At 35.1% G+C, this 19,173-nt stretch carries 20 protein-coding genes and 1 tRNA gene; all 21 read left to right on the top strand.

Translation table 11 applies throughout. The annotated features are described in order from the left end of the window. Positions 1-75: 75 nt before the first annotated feature. The 21 genes from CLAN_RS03495 to mqnE all read left to right on the top strand — a co-directional run bounded on the left by CLAN_RS03495 (position 76) and on the right by mqnE (position 19,166). Positions 76-1,425 (top strand): class II 3-deoxy-7-phosphoheptulonate synthase, encoded by a 1,350-nt coding sequence (locus tag CLAN_RS03495; RefSeq protein WP_100590600.1) that lies wholly within the window; start codon positions 76-78, stop codon positions 1,423-1,425. 107 nt (positions 1,426-1,532) lie between these two features. Continuing rightward, positions 1,533-2,792: a UDP-N-acetylglucosamine 1-carboxyvinyltransferase gene (murA, locus tag CLAN_RS03490; protein ID WP_100590599.1), complete on the top strand. Its 1,260-nt coding sequence runs from the start codon at positions 1,533-1,535 to the stop codon at positions 2,790-2,792. 3 nt (positions 2,793-2,795) lie between these two features. Further along, entirely contained in the window at positions 2,796-3,974 is a 1,179-nt protein-coding gene (locus tag CLAN_RS03485) for a molybdopterin molybdotransferase MoeA (protein ID WP_100590598.1), read from the top strand. A 46-nt stretch (positions 3,975-4,020) separates the two neighbouring features. After that, positions 4,021-4,095, top strand: a tRNA-Gly gene (locus tag CLAN_RS03480). A gap of 92 nt (positions 4,096-4,187) precedes the next feature. Next, the gene (flgA, locus tag CLAN_RS03475) at positions 4,188-4,739 is read left to right on the top strand and encodes a flagellar basal body P-ring formation chaperone FlgA (RefSeq protein ID WP_096013325.1); all 552 of its coding nucleotides are present in this window, start codon (positions 4,188-4,190) and stop codon (positions 4,737-4,739) included. Between the two features lie 8 nt (positions 4,740-4,747). Further along, complete coding sequence (gene coaD / locus CLAN_RS03470) at positions 4,748-5,227, top strand: pantetheine-phosphate adenylyltransferase (protein ID WP_096013326.1); 480 nt, start codon at positions 4,748-4,750, stop codon at positions 5,225-5,227. Beyond that, positions 5,217-5,795 carry a dTMP kinase gene (gene tmk, locus CLAN_RS03465; RefSeq protein WP_096013327.1) on the top strand — a complete coding sequence of 193 codons (579 nt, stop codon included), beginning with the start codon at positions 5,217-5,219 and terminating at the stop codon, positions 5,793-5,795. Before coaD ends, tmk begins: the two co-directional genes overlap by 11 nt. Beyond that, positions 5,792-7,021, top strand: coding sequence for a histidine--tRNA ligase (hisS, locus tag CLAN_RS03460; protein WP_096013328.1), 1,230 nt, complete (start codon positions 5,792-5,794; stop codon positions 7,019-7,021). The genes tmk and hisS overlap by 4 nt, the downstream gene beginning before the upstream one ends. Continuing rightward, positions 7,018-8,859, top strand: a complete 1,842-nt coding sequence (gene speA, locus CLAN_RS03455) for a biosynthetic arginine decarboxylase (protein WP_096013329.1) — start codon at positions 7,018-7,020, stop codon at positions 8,857-8,859. The genes hisS and speA overlap by 4 nt, the downstream gene beginning before the upstream one ends. Positions 8,860-8,861: 2 nt before the next feature. After that, on the top strand, positions 8,862-9,527 hold the full coding sequence (gene cysE, locus CLAN_RS03450; RefSeq protein WP_096013330.1) for a serine O-acetyltransferase: 666 nt from the start codon (positions 8,862-8,864) through the stop codon (positions 9,525-9,527). Positions 9,528-9,529: 2 nt separating this feature from the next. Further along, complete coding sequence (locus CLAN_RS03445; protein ID WP_100590597.1) at positions 9,530-10,702, top strand: pyridoxal phosphate-dependent aminotransferase; 1,173 nt, start codon at positions 9,530-9,532, stop codon at positions 10,700-10,702. A gap of 87 nt (positions 10,703-10,789) precedes the next feature. After that, positions 10,790-11,245, top strand: coding sequence for an SsrA-binding protein SmpB (smpB, locus tag CLAN_RS03440; protein ID WP_096013332.1), 456 nt, complete (start codon positions 10,790-10,792; stop codon positions 11,243-11,245). A 10-nt stretch (positions 11,246-11,255) separates the two neighbouring features. Next, positions 11,256-11,867 carry a thioredoxin domain-containing protein gene (locus CLAN_RS03435; RefSeq protein WP_096013333.1) on the top strand — a complete coding sequence of 204 codons (612 nt, stop codon included), beginning with the start codon at positions 11,256-11,258 and terminating at the stop codon, positions 11,865-11,867. Next, a complete protein-coding gene (locus tag CLAN_RS03430) occupies positions 11,857-12,156 on the top strand; it encodes an ATP-dependent Clp protease adaptor ClpS (RefSeq protein ID WP_086229099.1) in 300 nt (99 codons plus the stop codon). The genes CLAN_RS03435 and CLAN_RS03430 overlap by 11 nt, the downstream gene beginning before the upstream one ends. Next, complete coding sequence (locus CLAN_RS03425) at positions 12,156-14,249, top strand: AAA family ATPase (protein ID WP_100590596.1); 2,094 nt, start codon at positions 12,156-12,158, stop codon at positions 14,247-14,249. Before CLAN_RS03430 ends, CLAN_RS03425 begins: the two co-directional genes overlap by 1 nt. Further along, positions 14,246-14,908: a leucyl/phenylalanyl-tRNA--protein transferase gene (gene aat, locus CLAN_RS03420; RefSeq protein ID WP_100590595.1), complete on the top strand. Its 663-nt coding sequence runs from the start codon at positions 14,246-14,248 to the stop codon at positions 14,906-14,908. Before CLAN_RS03425 ends, aat begins: the two co-directional genes overlap by 4 nt. A gap of 40 nt (positions 14,909-14,948) precedes the next feature. Continuing rightward, a complete protein-coding gene (gene flgB / locus CLAN_RS03415) occupies positions 14,949-15,389 on the top strand; it encodes a flagellar basal body rod protein FlgB (protein ID WP_096014684.1) in 441 nt (146 codons plus the stop codon). A gap of 10 nt (positions 15,390-15,399) precedes the next feature. After that, entirely contained in the window at positions 15,400-15,894 is a 495-nt protein-coding gene (gene flgC, locus CLAN_RS03410; RefSeq protein ID WP_096013337.1) for a flagellar basal body rod protein FlgC, read from the top strand. Between the two features lie 3 nt (positions 15,895-15,897). Beyond that, positions 15,898-16,188 carry a flagellar hook-basal body complex protein FliE gene (gene fliE, locus CLAN_RS03405; RefSeq protein WP_096013338.1) on the top strand — a complete coding sequence of 97 codons (291 nt, stop codon included), beginning with the start codon at positions 15,898-15,900 and terminating at the stop codon, positions 16,186-16,188. Then, a complete protein-coding gene (locus CLAN_RS03400) occupies positions 16,188-18,005 on the top strand; it encodes a peptidoglycan D,D-transpeptidase FtsI family protein (protein WP_100590594.1) in 1,818 nt (605 codons plus the stop codon). Before fliE ends, CLAN_RS03400 begins: the two co-directional genes overlap by 1 nt. 72 nt (positions 18,006-18,077) lie before the next feature. Next, positions 18,078-19,166 carry an aminofutalosine synthase MqnE gene (gene mqnE, locus CLAN_RS03395; protein ID WP_232045883.1) on the top strand — a complete coding sequence of 363 codons (1,089 nt, stop codon included), beginning with the start codon at positions 18,078-18,080 and terminating at the stop codon, positions 19,164-19,166. Positions 19,167-19,173: the final 7 nt, after the last annotated feature.

The raw sequence follows: 19,173 nt of genomic DNA, 5'->3' as shown, positions 1-19,173 counted from the left end.
AAATCCTAAATTTGCTAGAATTTAAGATTTATTTGGCTATAATCACGCATTTTATAGAAATTCAAAAGGTTAAAAATGAGCAAATGGAATAAAGATAGTTGGAGAGATTATAATATTTTACAACAACCGGTGTATCCTGATACTAACAAGCTTAGAGAGTTCGAAGATAAGCTTAGCAAACTCCCACCACTTGTATTTGCAGGTGAGGTTAGAAATCTCAAAGATGAGCTAGCTAAGGTCACTCAAGGCCATGGCTTTTTACTTCAAGGTGGAGATTGCGCTGAGAGTTTTGCTAACTTTAATGCGGTAAATATCCGTGATATGTTTAAGATTATATTACAAATGGCGATTGTCCTTACCTTCGCTGGTGGCTGTCCTGTAGTCAAGGTCGGTCGTGTAGCGGGTCAATTTGCCAAACCTAGAAGTAGCGATTATGAAGAGATAAATGGGGTTAAGCTCCCTAGCTATAGAGGCGATATCATAAATGGATTTGAATTTAATGAATCAGCTAGAGTCCCAGATCCTAAAAGAATGATAGATGCCTACTATCAAAGCGCATCTACGCTAAATCTTCTAAGGGCATTTTCACGAGGTGGATTGGCTAATTTACACGAAGTTCATAGATGGAATTTAGGATTTGTAAAGCGAAGTGAATTAGATGAAAAATTCGAAAAACTCGCTTCTGAGCTTACAAATGCTCTTAAATTTATGGAGGCTTGTGGGGTTACAACTTCTAATACCCCAACACTAAGTGAAACCAAATTATACACTTCTCACGAAGCACTTTTACTTCCATACGAAGAGGCTCTTACAAGGGTTGATAGTTTAAGCGGAGATTGGTATGACTGCTCTGCTCACATGCTTTGGATAGGTGAGAGAACTAGAGGAGTTGATGATGCTCATGTCCATTTCTTAAGCGGAGTTAAAAATCCAATCGGATGCAAAATCGGCCCAAATGCCACAGCCGATGATGTGATAAAATTAGCCAACAAACTAAACCCAAATAACGAAAATGGCCGCCTAAATATCATCATCAGAATGGGAGCTGATAAGATAGAGAGTCGCTTGCCAAATATCTTAAAAGATATTAAATCCGAAGGCCTAAATATCTTATGGAGTATTGATCCTATGCATGGCAACACGGTAAAAGCGTCAAATGGATATAAGACTCGTGAATTTGATAATGTTTTAAGAGAGGTTAAGAGCTTCTTTGATATCCATCACGCTTGTGGCACCATACCTGGGGGCGTCCATTTAGAGATGACAGGTCAAGATGTTACAGAGTGTACTGGTGGAGCATTTAAGGTAACTCAAGAGGCTCTTGCTAGTCGTTATGAGACTCAATGCGACCCAAGGCTAAATGCCGATCAAGCCTTAGAGCTTGCCTTCTTAATCGCAGATGAAGTGAAAAAATCTCGCTCATAAGCTATGGCCTTTGCCATAGCTTTTATTGATATAATTTAAATTCCAAATAACTATATAAGCATATTTTTGGTATAATCCATCACTATTTTTTACACAAGGTGATATATATGGATTATCTACAAATCAAAAGATCAACAAATTTAAAAGGCAAAATCACAATTAGTGGCGCCAAAAATGCCGCTTTGCCGATAATCGCTATGACAATTTTAGCAAAAAATAGAGTAACAATCCAAAATACACCTCAAGTTGCTGATATAAAAACATTGATAAAACTACTACAAAATTTAGGCGCTAAGGCTGAATTTAAAAACTCAACCCTACAAATAGATACCACAGATATAAACTCCACAAAAGCGACATACGATATTGTCCGCACTATGCGTGCTTCAATTTTAGTCCTAGGGCCGCTACTTGCTAGATTTGGCCATTGTGAAGTCTCGCTTCCTGGAGGGTGTGCTATTGGGGCTAGGCCAATTGACTTACATCTAAGTGCTTTAGAGAAAATGGGTGCTAAAATTGAGATAAAAGATGGCTATGTGATAGCCGATGCCAAAGATGGATTAAATGGAGCTAATATCGTTTTTGATAAGATCACAGTTACAGGCACTGAAAACATCATAATGGCTGCGGCCTTAGCAAATGGAGTTACTAAGATATTTAACGCAGCCAAAGAGCCCGAAGTCGTCCAACTATGTGAAATTTTAAACCAAAATGGCGTCAAAATAGAAGGCATCGCAACAAGCGAGCTAACAATACACGGAACAAATAGAGATCTTATAAATTTAGATGAAATCACAGTAATACCTGATAGAATAGAAGCTGGAACTTATATGTGCGCTGTGGCGATTGCTGGTGGGGATGTTATAATAGAAAATATAAATCCCGATCACCTAGTAGCGATCACTTCAAAGCTTTGTGATATGGGAGTTGAGTGTAAGCTTAGCCAAAATTCAATAAGAGTAATTAGCGATGGCAATTTAAAACCATGTAATATCATCACAACCGAATTTCCCGGCTTCCCTACCGATATGCAAGCGCAGTTTATGGCTCTAGCATCTATCGCTGATGGCGTATCTAGCATTGATGAGAGACTTTTTGAAAATCGTTTTATGCATGCTAGTGAGTTATCTCGCATGGGCGCTGATATAAAACTAAATGGCCATATCGCTACCATAACTGGAGGCAGTTTAAATGGCGCTGATGTGATGGCGACTGATTTAAGAGCTAGCTCAGCACTCATCATAGCAGCCCTAAGAGCGAACGGAACCACAAGAATTCACCGAATTTACCACCTAGATAGAGGTTATGAGAATTTAGAATCCAAGCTTACGGCAATCGGAGCTGATATAAAAAGATTAAGAGAGTAAGATATGAGAGTTGATGAAATATTTGAATTTGCTAGAAATTTAAAGCCACTAAATGGTAGTGAAATTTTACCGCTTAATTTAGCCGTTGGGCGAGTGCTCTTTGAGGATATTATCGCTACTAAGTCCTTACCGGCTTTTGATAACTCTGCTCTAGATGGATATGCCTTTGCTTATGATGATATCGCAAATCCACTTAAGATAAAAGGCATTATCTTAGCTGGAGATAAAAATAGCTATGAAATTAATAAAAATGAGTGTTATAAGATTATGACCGGAGCAGCATTCCCTAAAGGCTCTGATAGTGTCGTAATGATAGAAAATGAGTCTTTTGATGAAAATGGAAATTTAATAGTCTCACAAGATACTCCTAAAAATAACGCTAGAAAAATAAAAGGCGAAGAGATAAAATCTGGCGAACTTTTATTAGTTAAGGGTGCCATGCTAACGCCGGCTAATATAATGCTATTAGCCGCTCAAGGAGTTAGCTATATTAAGGTGCTTAGAGAACCTAGAATCGCTATTTTTAGCAGTGGAGATGAGATAAATGAGCCGTGGGGAGAGTGTGATGAATTATCCATATATAACGCAAATGCCCTTGGGATTATATCAGCATTAAGTCAAAATGGATTTAAAAGTGAATATAAAGGGATTTTAAAAGATGAATTTTCATCCATAAAAGAAGCTATTAATAACTCTTTGGATTATGATATCATCATCACAAGCGGTGGCGCTAGCAAAGGAGAGGCTGACTATATGAGTGAAGTATTAAATTCGCTTGATTTCAAACCACTATTTAACTCAATTGATGCACGCCCAGCTAAACCAACAAAATGCTATAAAAAAGATAATAAACTTATCTTTGTATTACCTGGCAATCCAATGTCGTGTTTATTAGCAACATATATCGCCGTAATACCATATATCAAGAGAGTAGCTGGATGGAGTAACTATATGCTAGAGTCGCAAATTGCCAAATTCAAAGGCAACTTAAAACTCAAAGCTAGTAGGGCAAATATAGTAATAGGCCAAGCAAATAATGGCGAATTTAGGGCTACAAATAATAATATTTATAGCCCTTCCATGATAAAACCAATATCTTTATCAAATTTTATATATATCTCTGATATCGGTCAAAGTGAAATTTGCGATAATCAAGAGATAAAAATTTACAAAATCTCTTGACAAATAGGTAAAAATATGATAATATTCCGTCTCAATTTTACAAAATGCGGGAATAGCTCAGGGGTAGAGCACAACCTTGCCAAGGTTGGGGTCGCGAGTTCGAATCTCGTTTCCCGCTCCATTTTTTTACTTCTTATACTTTTTATCCCACTTTTTGGTAATACCTTAGTAGATAGACTTCATCAAACTATCAAAGCTGAGTATCCATCTGCGATGATAAATTCAATCAACATAGATAGGCCAGATGAACTTCCTAGCAACTTTAATGAGTTTAGATTAAAAGAGATTATCTTGCTTACTTTGCGAGATAATAGCGGGACATTTAGAGCGATATATATCACGCCAAATGAGAGTAGCAAGAGTATATTTTTTAAATTCAAAATTGATTTTAAGCTTCCAGCATTAATAGCTACAAGAGATATGAATAGAGATCATATCTTAAATTTAGGTGATTTTGAGCAGAAATTTGTAAATTTAAAAGATTATGACAAACAAGCCCTAAGCCAATTCCCAAAACACCAATTAATCACCAAAAGCAAGATTAAACGAGGCAAAATCCTAAATAATCGTCAATTTAAAACCCTAAGCGATATAAAAAAAGGTGATAAAATATCAGCTATTATAAATGATGGAGCCTTAAAAGTTGAAATTTTAGTTACAGCGCTAAGCGATGGAAATATAGGCGAAATTATAAGCGTAAGAAACCAAAATAATCAAACCCTAAAAGCTCAAGTAATAAGCAAAAATCAAGCTATAATAAAGTAGAGGTAAAGATGAAATCTTGTATATATCCTGGGACTTTCGATCCTATTACAAACGGCCATTTAGATGTTATTAAGCGTGCTAGCAATGTCTTTGATAGAGTGATTGTAGCGGTGGCTTTAAATGAGAGCAAAACTCCATATTTTAACTATAATCAAAGAATAGAATTAGCCAAAATCGCCACAAATGATCTAAATAGCGTTGAAGTTATCGGATTTGATAATCTCTTAGTAGATTTTGCTAAATCTTTAAATATAAACACGGTTGTAAGGGGTTTAAGAGCGGTAAGTGACTTTGAATATGAGCTACAAATTGGCTATGCTAATGTATCTTTGTGGAATGAATTTGAAACTGTATATTTCATGCCGAGCCTTAAAAATGCCTTCATATCTAGCTCTATTGTGAGATCAGTTTTGCGTCACAATGGCGATGCTAGCTCACTTCTCCCAATAAAAGTCTATCAAAAAATAAAGGAATACTATGCTAATTAATTTTGAAGGCGTAGATGGAGTTGGCAAAACAACTCAAATAAATATGCTAAAACAGATCTATCCAGATGCCATAATCACCAAAGAGCCAGGTGGTACAGAGCTTGGGATGATGATTAGACAATACCTTATAAATAACGCAAGCAAAATCTCTCAAAAAGCTGAAATTTTCCTATTTTTAGCAGATCGTGCCGAGCATTATGAGAAGATTATAAAACCAAATTATGATAAATTAATTCTAAGCGATAGAAGCTTTATATCAGGTCTAGCCTATGCTATGGCAAATGATGATAATTTGGATATTAAAACCCTAATTGAGCTAAATAAATTTGCTCTTTGTTCGGATTTTGGGGATAAGTTTGTATTTTTAAAAGCTAGTAAAGATCTAATCCGCCAAAGACTATTTAATAGAGCTACTAGCGATGATATTGAGAGCCGTGGAATTGAGTATTTAATGAGAGTTCAAGAATTTATGAGTATAATACTCACCGATTTAAAATTTGATCTATTAGAGATAGACGCATCACTAAAACCAGAGATAATACAAGATAAAATAAGGAAATTTATATGATAAATGCTCTTCGTGGGATGAAAGATTTACTTGAAAATGATGGTGAAATATATAACTTTATTATTGATACCTGCCAAAGTGTGGTGAAAAATTATGGTTATAAATTTTGCGAAACACCAAAGCTAGAAGAGACAATACTATTTAAAAGAAGCGTAGGACAAAGTAGCGATATAGTCGGTAAAGAGATGTATCAATTCACAGATAAAAGTGGCAATGATGTCTGCCTTCGCCCTGAAGGAACTGCTGGGGTTTTAAGAGCTTTTATAGAGGCTAAATTTGATAGAGCTGGCGGGGTGAGAAGATACTTTTACTATGGTAGTATGTTTAGGTATGAGCGGCCGCAGCGTGGGCGTTTGAGAGAGTTTCATCAATTTGGCGTAGAGTGCTTTGGCGAAGCTAGCGTTTATGAAGATGCCTCTGTAATCTTAATGTTAAATGAAATTTTACAAAATTTAGGTATCAAAACAAGGCTTAAGATCAACTCTTTAGGCGACACTGAGTGTATGCCGCTTTATAAAGAAAAATTAGTTAAATTCATCAGCTCAAACCAAGAAAATCTATGCCAAGACTGCTTAAGAAGGTTAAAAACCAATCCTATTAGAATACTTGATTGTAAGAATGAAAATTGCCAAAATATCTTAAAAACAGCACCATTAATCACAGATAACCTAAATCAAATTTGTCAAGATGAGTTTAATAAACTTCAAGAGATTTTAAGAGCAAATGGGGTTGAATTTGAGATAGACCCTAAATTGGTGCGAGGATTAGACTACTATTCTAAGAGTGCTTTTGAGTTTATCAGTGATGAGATCGGCTCTCAAAGTGCCGTAGCAGGTGGCGGTAGATATGATAAACTCTGTGAATATCTAGATGGCAAGCCTACTCCAGCAGTTGGCTGGGCTATGGGTATTGAGAGAGTTATGGAGATTTTAAAGCAAAAAGAGTCGCAAAATACCCGTCAAGGTATCTATATCTGTGCTTTAAATCCAAATTTAATTGATGAAATTTACAAAATCGCTCAAACTCTAAGAAAAAGATATATAACCGAAATTTCATATGAAGCCAAAAGCCCAAATAAGCATCTAAATATAGCCGATAAAAAGGGATTTGAGATATTTTTATGTCTTGGTGATGATGAGTTTAGTCAAAATCAAATTTGGTATAAAAATTTAAAAAACCAAGATGAAAAACGCATATCTATAGCGAATTTGGAGAGTGAAATATGACAAATGATTATGGACTTAGTCTGTGGGGGGATTCAAATTTTATAGTAGAGAGCGGAAAAGTCTGCTTAAATACCGATTTAAAACCAGCATTAATAGATATAGTCAAAGAGATTAGAGATGATGGATATAGAGGGCCTTTGCTTCTTAGATTTCCTCACTTGATTAAAAAGCAAATCGTCCAAGTATATTCTAGCTTTGAAAGAGCAAAAAAGGAATTTGGCTATAGCGGAAGCTTTAATGCTGTCTATCCACTTAAGGTAAATCAATATCCGGGCTTTGTAGAAAATCTAGTAAAAATTGGCGAAAGCTACGGCTATGGCTTAGAGGCTGGCTCAAAGGCTGAGTTGCTACTAGCGATGGCTTATAACAACTATGGAGCACCAATTACCGTAAATGGATTTAAAGATAATGAGCTGATCGATATTGGATTTATCGCTGCTGAAATGGGGCATAATATCACTCTTACTATCGAGGGTTTAAATGAGCTAAAATCGATAATCTCAACTGCCAAAGAGAGATTTAAACCAAAGCCAAATATCGGCCTTAGAATCAGACTTCATAGTAGTGGAACTGGCGTTTGGGCTAAAAGTGGCGGGATAAATTCCAAATTTGGCTTAACATCAACAGAGCTTATTGAAGCAGTAAATTTGCTAAAAGAAAATGATCTAATAGAGCAATTTACAATGATACATTTTCATATCGGAAGTCAAATAGATGAAATTCACCCACTCAAAAAAGCCCTTATAGAAGCTGGAAATATATACGCAGAACTTCGCAAAATGGGCGCAAAATCTCTAAAAGCTATAAATTTAGGCGGTGGCTTAGCTATTGAATACTCACAATTTAAAGATAATCCAAGTAGAAATTACACACTCAAAGAGTATGCAAACGATGTTGTATTCTTACTCAAAACCATAGCAAATCAAAAAAACGAAGTAGAACCTGATATCTTCATAGAAAGTGGTAGATATATCGCCGCTTTTCACTCTGTCTTAGTAGCTCCTGTGCTTGAGCTATTTAGCCAAGAATACACAGAAGAGAAGCTAATATTAAAAGAGAATAATCCACCATTAATTAGCGAATTATATGATCTATATAGAAGTATCAAACCAAGCAATGCTATAGAGTATCTCCATGATGCAATTGATCATATGGAGAGTGTTTTGACGCTATTTGATTTGGGGTATGTAGATCTCCAAGATAGATCAAATAGCGAAATTTTAGTCCATTTAATTATGAAAAAAGCGATCTCACTTTTAGGCAACAAGCAAAATTACGCCGAGCTTTTAAAAATTCAAGAAGAGGTTCAAGAGAGATATCTAGTGAATTTCTCTATGTTTCAAAGCCTGCCTGACTTTTGGGGTCTTGGGCAAAACTTCCCTATAATGCCTCTTGATAGACTTGATGAGCGCCCTACTCTGTCTGCTTCTATATGGGATATAACTTGCGATAGCGATGGTGAAATCAGCTTTGATGCGACGCAAAATCCGCTATTTTTACACGATGTGGATTTAGAAAAAGAGGAGTATTTTTTAGGTTTTTTCCTAGTTGGGGCTTATCAAGAGGTGCTTGGGATGAAGCATAATCTCTTTACCCATCCTACTGAAGCGACCATTGTATTTGATGAAAATGGAAATTATGAGATAAAAAATATCTTAGAATCACAATCTGTTATGGATATATTAGAAGATTTAGACTATGATATACACGCTATTAGAGATACATTAAATGAGAGAATAGAAAACTCAACCCTAGTAGATGAAAAACAAAAAAAACATATATTAGGCGAGCTATATCTATTCTTAAATGATAATGGTTATTTAAAAACTATAGGCTGATAATGGGAATTTTCAAAACCATAATAGAAGATCTATCACAACCAAAATCTCAAGACCCTGCATATCGAAGCTTCGTAGATCTGATATTTAACTATCCTGGCGTGTGGGCGATAGTTAATCACCGATTTATTCACGCTTTATGGATAAGAAAGTGGCATAAATTAGCTAGAATCTTAGCTGGTATTAGCAACTTTTTAACTAGAGTTGATCTACATCCCGCTGCCGTAGTTGGAAAGCGAGTTTTTATAGATCATGCTACGGGGATTGTTATAGGTGAGACTGCTATAATCGGCAATGATTGTTTGATATATCAAGGTGTAACCTTAGGTGGAGTAAGCCTAGATAAAGGCAAAAGGCACCCTACTTTAGAAGATGGAGTTGTAGTTGGCGCAGGGGCTAAAATTTTAGGCAATATAACAATAGGCAAAGGCTCTAAAATAGGCGCAAATTCAGTAGTAGTCAAGGATGTCCCACCTAACTCTACTGCCGTTGGAATCCCTGCTAAATGTATAAGTAGTGATAATCGCCCATTTGAGCATAATAAGCTACCCGATATTACAAAAGAGTTACTAATATATCTCATAGAAAGAGTAGAAAATTTAGAGTGTCAAAATAGCACTCAATTAGATAAAAAATATCAAGAATATATAAAATCAATAAAGGAGTAAAAATGTTATTATCTAAACGAATTTCAGTCCTAAGCGAGAGCCTTACAATCGCAATTAGCGCAAAAGCTAAAGAGATGAAAGCAGCCGGTCTAGATGTAATTAGCTTTAGTGCTGGTGAGCCAGATTTTGATACGCCAGAAGTTATTAAAAATGCAGTAAAATCAGCATTAGACAATGGTTGTGGTAAATACACGCCTGTGCCGGGAACGCCTGAGGTATTAGAAGCGATTGTTACAAAGTTAAAAAGGGATAACAATCTAAATTACAAACCAAATCAGATAATCACAAATGTAGGTGCTAAACACTCATTATTTAACCTATTTTCAGCTATTTTAAATCACTTTGATGAGGTTGTAATCCCATCTCCATATTGGGTAAGCTATCCTGAAATTGTCAAATATTGCGGCGGTGTGCCTGTTATAGTAGAGACCAAAGAAGAGAATAAATTTAAACTCACAGCCGATGAGATTAAATCTTCTATAACTTCAAAAACAAGAGCAATAGTATTAAATAGCCCAAACAACCCATGCGGTAGCCTATATAGCAGAGCTGAGCTTGAAGCCATAGGTGAAGTATTAAAAGGTAGCAATATATTAGTAATTAGCGATGAAATTTACGAAAAATTAACATACGATGGCGAATTTGTAGCATCAGCTTCAATTAGCGATGATATGTTTAATAGAACAATCACAATAAACGGCCTAAGCAAATGCGGAGCGATGCCAGGCTGGAGATTTGGCTATATGGCTAGCAATATTGATGAGTTAAATAAAGCTGTTAGAAAACTTCAAAGCCAAAGCACTAGCAATATCTCTAGCATCGTCCAAGCCGGCGCTATCCCAGCGCTTCTAGGTAAAGCTGATAACGATATAGCATATATGAAAAGCAAATTTATAGAGCGTAGAGATTACGCCGTAAAAGCTATAAATAGCATAGATAATCTAAGCGTTATCTGCCCTGAAGGTGCATTTTATCTATTTGTAAATTGTAAAAGCGTAGAGCCTGACTCAATGAAATTTTGCCAAGAGCTATTAGAAAAAGCCTTAGTAGCTACTGTGCCTGGCGTGGGATTTGGTATGGATGGATACTTTAGAGTTAGCTTTGCTTGTGATATAGAGAGCTTAAAGCGTGGTATTGATCGTATATCTGAATTTGTTAAAAATTACAAAAGATAAAATAAGGGTGCTTTATAGCACTCTTATTGATACTAAATTCACAATATTAGGTTATAATCCAAGTTTTATAAAGTAAAAAGCATAAAAATGGGAAAAGAACTAGCAAAAAACAAAAAAGCACTTCATGATTATACGATTATTGAAAGCTTTGAAGCCGGTATAGTCTTACAAGGTAGCGAAGTCAAGGCACTTCGTGCTGGTAGAGCAAATTTAAAAGATAGCTTTGTGAGAATCATCAAAGGTGAGCTCTTTTTGTTAAACGCACACATAAGCCATCTGCAAACTGCTCACTCACACTTTCGCCCTGATGAGAGATCGCCTAGAAAGCTCCTTATGCACCGCAAACAGATAGATAAACTCCTTGGCAAAGTTAGCACCGATGGGCTAACAATCGTAGTTTTGAATCTATATCTAAATCACAAAAATATAGTCAAAGTAAATATCGCCCTAGCCAAAGGTAAAAATTTACACGATAAAAGAGAAGCTCTCAAAGAAAAACAAGCAAATTTAGAAGCTAGAGCCGCTCTAAAAAGATATTTATAAAGGATAAAATATGAAAAATATTAAATTTATAGCCCTATTTTTAATAGCACTTTTCGCACTTAATGGGTGTAATCAAGATAAGACAACTCAAACTCAAATAGAACAATCAAACTATTATAAAACAGGCGATGAGATAGAATTAACCAGTATAATCGGCACTAAAGCTACGATAATTCGCACTGAAAATGGCTTTAAACTCAAAGATAGCGATAAAATTCTAATGCTTGATATATTTGGAACTTACTGCGCCCCATGCCAAAAAGAGGCTCCACATTTAATGGATTTTCAGCTTAAAAACGCAGATAAATTTATGATAATTGGGTTAATTCACTTTGAAGATGTAAGTGATGAGTATGTTTTAGAGAATTTTAGTAAAAAATATAACGCCTATTACTTCATAGCAAATTCAAAAGAAAATAGCAAAATCATAGATCAAATTCTAAATGATATAAGCTACAATAGAGCGCTCTCTATACCATTTAAAGTGGTTTTAAAAGATGGCATTTACCAAAGTTTAAGCGACAATATAGATGGCACAGCAGTTGGAAATAAATTCTATCTAGGTGAAGTTAGCACCAACACAATTAGCCAAGATATAGATAAGATCTTAAATGCAAACTAAAAGAAGCCTTAATACAAAAACCAAATTAAAAGAGTTTAAACCAACTCTTTTTAAGGTGATTTTATTAAATGATGATGTAACTACAATGGATTTTGTAGTGATGGTGCTTTGTGAAATTTTCAATAAAGAGCTAAAGCAAGCTATAGAATTGATGATGAAAATTCATAAAAATGGTAGCGCTGTTTGCGGAATTTACACAAAAGAGATCGCCCAAACCAAGCAAAACCAAACCTTAAGCCTAGCTAAGGCAAATGGATTTCCATTAAAATGCGTTATAAAAGAGGATTAATGATAGAACAAAATCTAGCAATATCAATAAAACAAGCAAACGATCTAGCGGTATCACAATCACACGAATATATCAGCTCAGAGCATATTTTATACACTTTGACATTTGATAAGGAATTTATAAAATTATTAGAAAATATCGGTATCAATGATGTTGTGGCTTTTAGAAATGATCTAATCAATATCTTAAAAGAGTCGCCAAAATCAAATGATAAAAAGCCGCCTATGCTTACACACAAGCTTAGCGAATTGCTCTCTAGCATAAGCGAAGAAGAGAGCTTTGGGATTGAAGATTTTTTGGATGAAATTTTGAGTGATAAAAACTCACAAGCCTATCAACTGCTTGAATTTCACGGATTAAATTTAGATGATAATGAGCTATTATCTGTAGCTACAAATTTAAATGAATTAGTCAAAAATCATCAAATAGACCCTGTGATAAATAGAGATAAAGAGATTGACAAAGCTCTTCAAATTCTATGCCGACATAAGAAAAATAATCCGATTTTTGTAGGCGAAGCTGGAGTTGGTAAAACCGCAATAGTCCAAGGAATAGCCCAAAGAATAGTAGATGGAAAGGTTCCTGATAGATTAAAAGATAGCGTGATTTTTAGCTTAGATATCTTTGCTATTTTAGCTGGAGCGAAGTATAGGGGCGAGTTTGAAGAGAGATTAAAAGAGATTATAAGTCGCTTAAAAGATAATAAAAATCATATAATTTTCATAGATGAAATTCACACTATCCTAAACACAGGGAGCAATGATAATGGCCAAGATGCGGCAAATATCTTAAAACCACACTTAGCAAATGGCGATATAAGATGTATTGGCGCAACTACTTATAATGAGTTTAGAAATTTCAATAAAGATAGAGCCTTGCTTCGTAGATTTAATAAAATAGATGTCGCCGAACCAAGCAAAGAAGAGACCTTAGAGATATTAAAAGGCTTAAGGCCAACTTATGAGAAATTTCATAATGTCAAATATAGCGATGAAATTTTAAGCCAAAGTATAGAGATGGCTAAGCGATATCTAACTGACAAATTCCTACCTGATAGCGCTATAGATATCATTGATGAGGCTGGCGCATCGGCAAATATCGAGAATAAAAAAAGCGTAACAAAAGCCAAAATCAATGAAATTGTCTCTAAAATAGCCAATATCTCAAATATCCAAACAAGCTCTGATAACACTCAAATTTTAAAAAATCTATCCACTATATTAAACCAAAAAATATTTGGTCAAGACCTAGCTATAAAGAGCTTAAATGACGCTTTAATCACATCATATGCAGGATTAAATGAGCCAAATAGGCCAATTGGTGTATTTTTATTTACTGGAAGTAGCGGTGTGGGTAAAACTGAGTTAGCAAAAGAGCTAGCAAATGCTTTAAATATCCATTTTGAGAGATTTGATATGAGCGAATATATGGAGAAACACGCCGTAGCTAAGCTCATTGGCGCACCTCCTGGATATATAGGATTTGAAAATGGCGGAATGCTTACAAATATGGTTAAAAAGCACCCTTATAGCGTGATTTTGTTTGATGAGATTGAGAAGGCTCATCCAGAGTTATTAAATATATTTTTACAGATTTTTGATAGCGCAACTCTAAGTGATGCAAGTGGAAATAAGAGTGATTTTAAAAACACAATTATCATAATGAGCTCAAATTTGGGCACCAAAGAAGCACCGATTATGGGATTTAATAAAGATGATAGCGATAAAACAGATAGAGCTGTGAAGGGATTTTTTGCTGCGGAGTTTAGAAATAGAATTGATAAGATTATAAATTTCAACACTCTAAGCCACGAAGTCTTAGAAAAAATAGTCCAAAAAGAGATAAAAGAGCTAGAGCTATCAGCCAAAAAAATCTCTATATCTATTAGCAAAAATGCGATTAATGAGATTATTAAACTTGGATATAGTAGTGAATTTGGCGCTAGAAATCTTAAACGAACTATTAAAGATAAAATTAATCTTAAGCTATCCAAAGAGCTGCTTTTTGGGGCTTTAAAAAATGGCGGCAAGGTTGATATAGACTTTGATGGTGGGGAATTTAAATTTAATTTTGATAGTGAAAAGATTAGATGAAATCCTTCTTCCCAGATCCATCCAAAGCCCCAAAAGATGAGCCGCTAGGTCTTGGCGGCAATCTTAGTAGCGAAATTTTAATCGATGCTTATACTCATGGCATTTTTCCTTGGCCGAGCGATGGAATGATACTTTGGCATAGCCCTGACCCTCGTGCGATATTTTATCCCAAAGATGTGAAAATTCAAAAGAGTTTAAAACCATTTTTAAGGGATTATAGAGTTAAATTTGATTATAATTTTAGAAATTTTATCAATTTTTGTAAAACCCAAAGAGAGCTTAAAGAGCCAACTTGGATAGATCAAAATGTCGTAGATAGCTATACTCAAATGCACGATCTTGGCTACGCTCACAGTGTGGAGGTCTATTATAATGATGAGCTTATTGGCGGACTTTATGGATTGATATTTGGTAAGGTTTTTTGCGGTGAAAGTATGATAAGCAAAGGCAAGAACGCCTCCAAAGTAGCTTTGGTAGCACTAGCTAAAACCTTAGCAAAATATGATTTTATCATAGATGCGCAAGTTATGAATCCGCATCTTGAGTTTATGGGAGCTAAAGATATATCTAGAGATGAGTTTTTAGCTATTTTAAAGATTAAGTCAAATCAACCTAGCGGATTTGCGAAATTTAGTGATTTAGAGCCAAATTTGGAATAAATTTTGCTTAATCCGCCTAATAAATTTAAAAGGATATCAGATGTATGCAGGTTTTACCACTAGTAAGTCAAAGCAATTAGTTGATTCTGCCCTTAGTAGTAGAGTTACTCGCAATCAATTAATCACTAGCAATATCGCAAATATCGATACTCCTTTTTATAAAGCCAAAGATATTGACTTTGAAACAGCTCTAATAGAAAAGAGAAAAGAGATCTATAATCAAGGCCAAAGTGAGCCAAAATTAGAACTCGCTAGGACAAATGATAAGCATTTTGCGGCTATAAATTTCCCATCTTCTAAAATTCCAACTATCTATCTAAGAGATGGTCATATGGCTAGAAATGATGCTAATACCGTGGATTTGGATATTGAAACAAGTGAAATGAGCAAAAATGTCTTGATGATCCAAGCCCTAGACTCAGCTAGTAAAAAGCATGGCGATATCTTTAAAAGCGTTATAGACGCAAGCTCAAAAATCTAAAGGATAAATGATGGCATATTTAAGTGATTTTGATATTAGTGGATATGGATTAAGCGCTCAACGCTTTAGAATGAATATTATTAGCTCTAATATCGCCAATGCTCACACCACAAGAACAGCCGAAGGTGGCCCATATCGCCGTAAAGAGGTTGTATTTAAAGAGATTGAATTTGATAAAGAGCTAAATAATCAAATAAATAGCAAAAATGAATTTTTAGAAAATGAAAATCCATTAGATGATATAGACGCACCAAGGTTTCCTAAACCTGCGGTATCTACGGTTATAGTAGATAAAATTGTCCGTGATGATAAGGATTTTAAACTAAAATTTGACCCTACTCACCCAGATGCAAATGACAAAGGCTATGTAATGCTACCAAATATTAACCCAGTTATAGAAATGGCCGATTTAATAGAAGCCACAAGAGCATATCAAGCTAATGTCTCAGCATTTCAAAGTGCCAAAGCGATAGCGACAAGTGCTATTGATATGATAAAAGGATAATAGATGAATATTAATAACATATCGAATTTAAATCAATTAGAGCAACAAAATAGCAAAAACAGAAATTTAACAGATCAAAGTTTCTCTGATATATTAAATAAAACCCTAGGTGAATTAAACGCCGTCCAACAAAAAGCCGACAAAGCTGTAGCTGACCTTGCTACAGGCGAGGTAAAAGACCTACACCAAGCAGCCATCGCAATCGGTAAAGCAGAAACTAGCATGAAACTAATGCTAGAAGTAAGAAATAAAGCTATAAGCGCTTATAAAGAGATAGCAAGAACGCAGCTATAATGAGTCAAAATAGCAGTCAAGGCAAGGTTTATGCAGTATTTGCATTAGTAATACTTGCTATTTTTGTATTTTTAGTAGTTATATTTTATCGCTCCAGTATCGAAAGAAGACTTCCCAAACTCCAAAGTAGCGACTATACAAGTGCATTGCGTGGCTCCATCTTAAGCAAAGATGGATTTAGCCTAGCAAGTAGCCAAAAACTCTTTAAAGCTATGGTAGATACTAGGAATATAGACCCAAATAAAAAAGAGCTATTTATCAAATTATACACACTATATAGCGGTGATGATCCTAAAAAAATTAGAAAAATTCTATCCAAAAAAGGCTTAGTTACACTCTCTTATGAGATTGATGCCAAAGGCGCTGCCTATCTAAAAGAGTTAGCTAGAAAACTATATAGAAACAAAGTATTTATAGCATATCAAGACCCAAAAACAGGTATAGTCTCAACTCAAGGAATGAGCATTGTAGAAAGCGGACAAAAGAGATTATACATGGCAAAAGACGCCCTGACACCGACTATTGGCTATATCAAAAAAATAGAGATTAATGGAATTACCAAAGTTGAAGGGGTAAAAGGTATTGAAAAGGTATATGATGACCTACTCTCTTCTACTCAAGATGAGCTAACCAAAGGACCAAGGGATTTAGCAAATACAATTATACTAAGCAAAGATGCCGATATATCACGCCGTATTGATGGGTATAATGTGGTTTTAAATATACCTTTAAAACTTCAAAAAATTTTAGAAAAAATGGCTGTAACTAAGATGAATGAGCTAATAGCAAAAGAGGTTATAATAGGCGTGATGGAGGCTAAAACCGGCTCTATAATCTCGCTCGTTTCAACCTCACGCTACAATCCATCAAATATAACCAAAAATGATTATCAAGCCTTAAATTCAACCGCAAGTGAATACGCCTATGAGATGGGCTCTGTTATGAAGCCTTTTATCTTTGCCCTACTCTTAAAAGCAGACAAAATCGATCCATTAGAGACTATAAATGTCTATGGTGGTAAATACAAACTAGGCAAAAGAGTAATCACAGATAGCCACAAAAATGATACCCTAAGCGCTCAAGATGTGATCGTAGAATCTTCAAATGTCGGTATGATCCAAATCGTAGATAGATTAAATGAATTTGAGTTATATAATGGTCTTTTGGATTTTGGTTTTTCTAGAAAGAGCGGAATCGATCTAAGCTATGAACAAGTCGGCACACTCCCATCTATATCAAAACTAAAAAACAAGGTATATAAATCAACTCTAAGCTACGGATATGGCGTCCAAGCTACATTTATACAACTTCTAAGCGCCTATAACGCAATCACAAATGATGGTGTAATGATAACTCCACGCATCGTAAGCCACCTAGAAAAAGATCAAAAAAACTACAAATACAAAGATCAAGAAAAGAGTCAAATACTACCAAAATCAAGCGCCCAAAAGATGAAAGAGATCCTAATAAAAGTCGTAGAAAGCCCAAATGGCACAGCTAGAAAAACTCAAATTCCAGGCCTTATAATAGGCGGCAAAACCGGCACCGCTCACATAGCAGCAAGTGGCGGATATAGTGATAAGCGTTATAATGCGAATTTCTTTGGTTTTGTCCGTGATGCAAATGGCAAAGAATACACAATTGGCGTTTTGGTGCGTGAGCCTATGCGACCATATCCATATTACTACGCTTCGTGGAGTGCGCTTCCGATATTTCGCTCTACTATTGAGTTGATGATAGAAAATGGCTATTTAACTCCAGCTAAGGTAGAGCCAAAAAAGAGAGCAGATAAAGAATCAAATGTGATATTGGATTAAATTTAGCTTAAATAAAAGCTTTTTAAGTCTCTTTAGCATATAATTTGGCTTTCATTTTTTTAAGTAGAGTTGATTATGAATTTAATAGAAAAATTAGAAAATAACCAAAGATTAGAGTTTGAAGACGCAACTAAGCTTTATAACTTAGATCTATTTACACTTGGCAAATATGCTAACAAAATTAGAGAGGCCAAAAATGGTAAAAAGATATATTTTAATATCAATCGCCATATAAATCCAACAAATTTATGCTCTGATGTATGTAAATTTTGCGCTTTTTCATCACATCGCCAAAACTCTTTAAAAACCTATACAATGAGCCATGAAGAGATAATGGAGATTGTAGATAAAAGCGTATTAAATGGCGTTAAAGAGATACACATTGTCTCAGCGCACAATCCAAATGTATCTTGGCAATGGTATTTAGAGATATTTAAAATGATTAAAGATAAATATCCAAATTTACATATAAAAGCGCTCACGGCTGCCGAAGTGGATTATCTACATAGAAAGCATAATTTAAGCTATGAAGAAGTGATAGAAAAGATGATTGAGTATGGTGTAGATAGTATGCCTGGCGGTGGGGCTGAAATATTTGATGAGGGCGTTAGAAATGAAATTTGTAAAGGTAAAGTAAGCAGTGATAATTGGCTTAAAATCCACTCCCTTTGGCACCAAAAAGGTCGCCAAAGCAACGCTACAATGCTATTTGGTCATATAGAGAGTAAAGAGCATAGAATCGATCATATCCTTAGAATTCGCTCACTACAAGATCGCTCCCTAGCTCTAAATAACGGCGGTGGATTTAATGCTTTTATCCCATTAGTCTATCAAAGAGATAATAACTATCTTAAAAATATCCCATTTTTAGGCTCAATTGAGATATTAAAAACTATGGCTATTAGTAGAATTTTGCTTGATAATATCAATCATATTAAAGCTTATTGGGCCACTTCTACTTTGAATTTAGCTCTCATAGCTCAAGAATTTGGCGCTGATGATTTAGATGGAACAATAGAAAAAGAGAGCATCCAAAGTAGCGCTGGAGCAAAAAGCCAAAATGGAAAAAGCCAAAAAGAGTTTATAGAGTTGATCCAAACAAGCGGTTTTGTGCCTGTAGAGCGTGATAGCTTGTATAATGAGATAAAAATTTATAATTAGAAAAATT

The organism is Campylobacter lanienae NCTC 13004, from assembly GCF_002139935.1.
GTDB lineage: Bacteria > Campylobacterota > Campylobacteria > Campylobacterales > Campylobacteraceae > Campylobacter > Campylobacter lanienae.
Note: the sequence above shows the minus strand (reverse complement) of the source record. Positions and strands in the feature narration are given on the sequence as shown.

What these genes read in the sequence shown, in the direction of transcription:
- CLAN_RS03495 (WP_100590600.1), top strand. Translation starts at nt 76, where the DNA reads ATGAGCAAATGGAATAAAGATAGTTGGAGAGATTATAATATTTTACAA.
- murA (WP_100590599.1), top strand. Translation starts at nt 1,533, where the DNA reads ATGGATTATCTACAAATCAAAAGATCAACAAATTTAAAAGGCAAAATC.
- CLAN_RS03485 (WP_100590598.1), top strand. Translation starts at nt 2,796, where the DNA reads ATGAGAGTTGATGAAATATTTGAATTTGCTAGAAATTTAAAGCCACTA.
- flgA (WP_096013325.1), top strand. Translation starts at nt 4,188, where the DNA reads ATGATAAATTCAATCAACATAGATAGGCCAGATGAACTTCCTAGCAAC.
- coaD (WP_096013326.1), top strand. Translation starts at nt 4,748, where the DNA reads ATGAAATCTTGTATATATCCTGGGACTTTCGATCCTATTACAAACGGC.
- tmk (WP_096013327.1), top strand. Translation starts at nt 5,217, where the DNA reads ATGCTAATTAATTTTGAAGGCGTAGATGGAGTTGGCAAAACAACTCAA.
- hisS (WP_096013328.1), top strand. Translation starts at nt 5,792, where the DNA reads ATGATAAATGCTCTTCGTGGGATGAAAGATTTACTTGAAAATGATGGT.
- speA (WP_096013329.1), top strand. Translation starts at nt 7,018, where the DNA reads ATGACAAATGATTATGGACTTAGTCTGTGGGGGGATTCAAATTTTATA.
- cysE (WP_096013330.1), top strand. Translation starts at nt 8,862, where the DNA reads ATGGGAATTTTCAAAACCATAATAGAAGATCTATCACAACCAAAATCT.
- CLAN_RS03445 (WP_100590597.1), top strand. Translation starts at nt 9,530, where the DNA reads ATGTTATTATCTAAACGAATTTCAGTCCTAAGCGAGAGCCTTACAATC.
- smpB (WP_096013332.1), top strand. Translation starts at nt 10,790, where the DNA reads ATGGGAAAAGAACTAGCAAAAAACAAAAAAGCACTTCATGATTATACG.
- CLAN_RS03435 (WP_096013333.1), top strand. Translation starts at nt 11,256, where the DNA reads ATGAAAAATATTAAATTTATAGCCCTATTTTTAATAGCACTTTTCGCA.
- CLAN_RS03430 (WP_086229099.1), top strand. Translation starts at nt 11,857, where the DNA reads ATGCAAACTAAAAGAAGCCTTAATACAAAAACCAAATTAAAAGAGTTT.
- CLAN_RS03425 (WP_100590596.1), top strand. Translation starts at nt 12,156, where the DNA reads ATGATAGAACAAAATCTAGCAATATCAATAAAACAAGCAAACGATCTA.
- aat (WP_100590595.1), top strand. Translation starts at nt 14,246, where the DNA reads ATGAAATCCTTCTTCCCAGATCCATCCAAAGCCCCAAAAGATGAGCCG.
- flgB (WP_096014684.1), top strand. Translation starts at nt 14,949, where the DNA reads ATGTATGCAGGTTTTACCACTAGTAAGTCAAAGCAATTAGTTGATTCT.
- flgC (WP_096013337.1), top strand. Translation starts at nt 15,400, where the DNA reads ATGGCATATTTAAGTGATTTTGATATTAGTGGATATGGATTAAGCGCT.
- fliE (WP_096013338.1), top strand. Translation starts at nt 15,898, where the DNA reads ATGAATATTAATAACATATCGAATTTAAATCAATTAGAGCAACAAAAT.
- CLAN_RS03400 (WP_100590594.1), top strand. Translation starts at nt 16,188, where the DNA reads ATGAGTCAAAATAGCAGTCAAGGCAAGGTTTATGCAGTATTTGCATTA.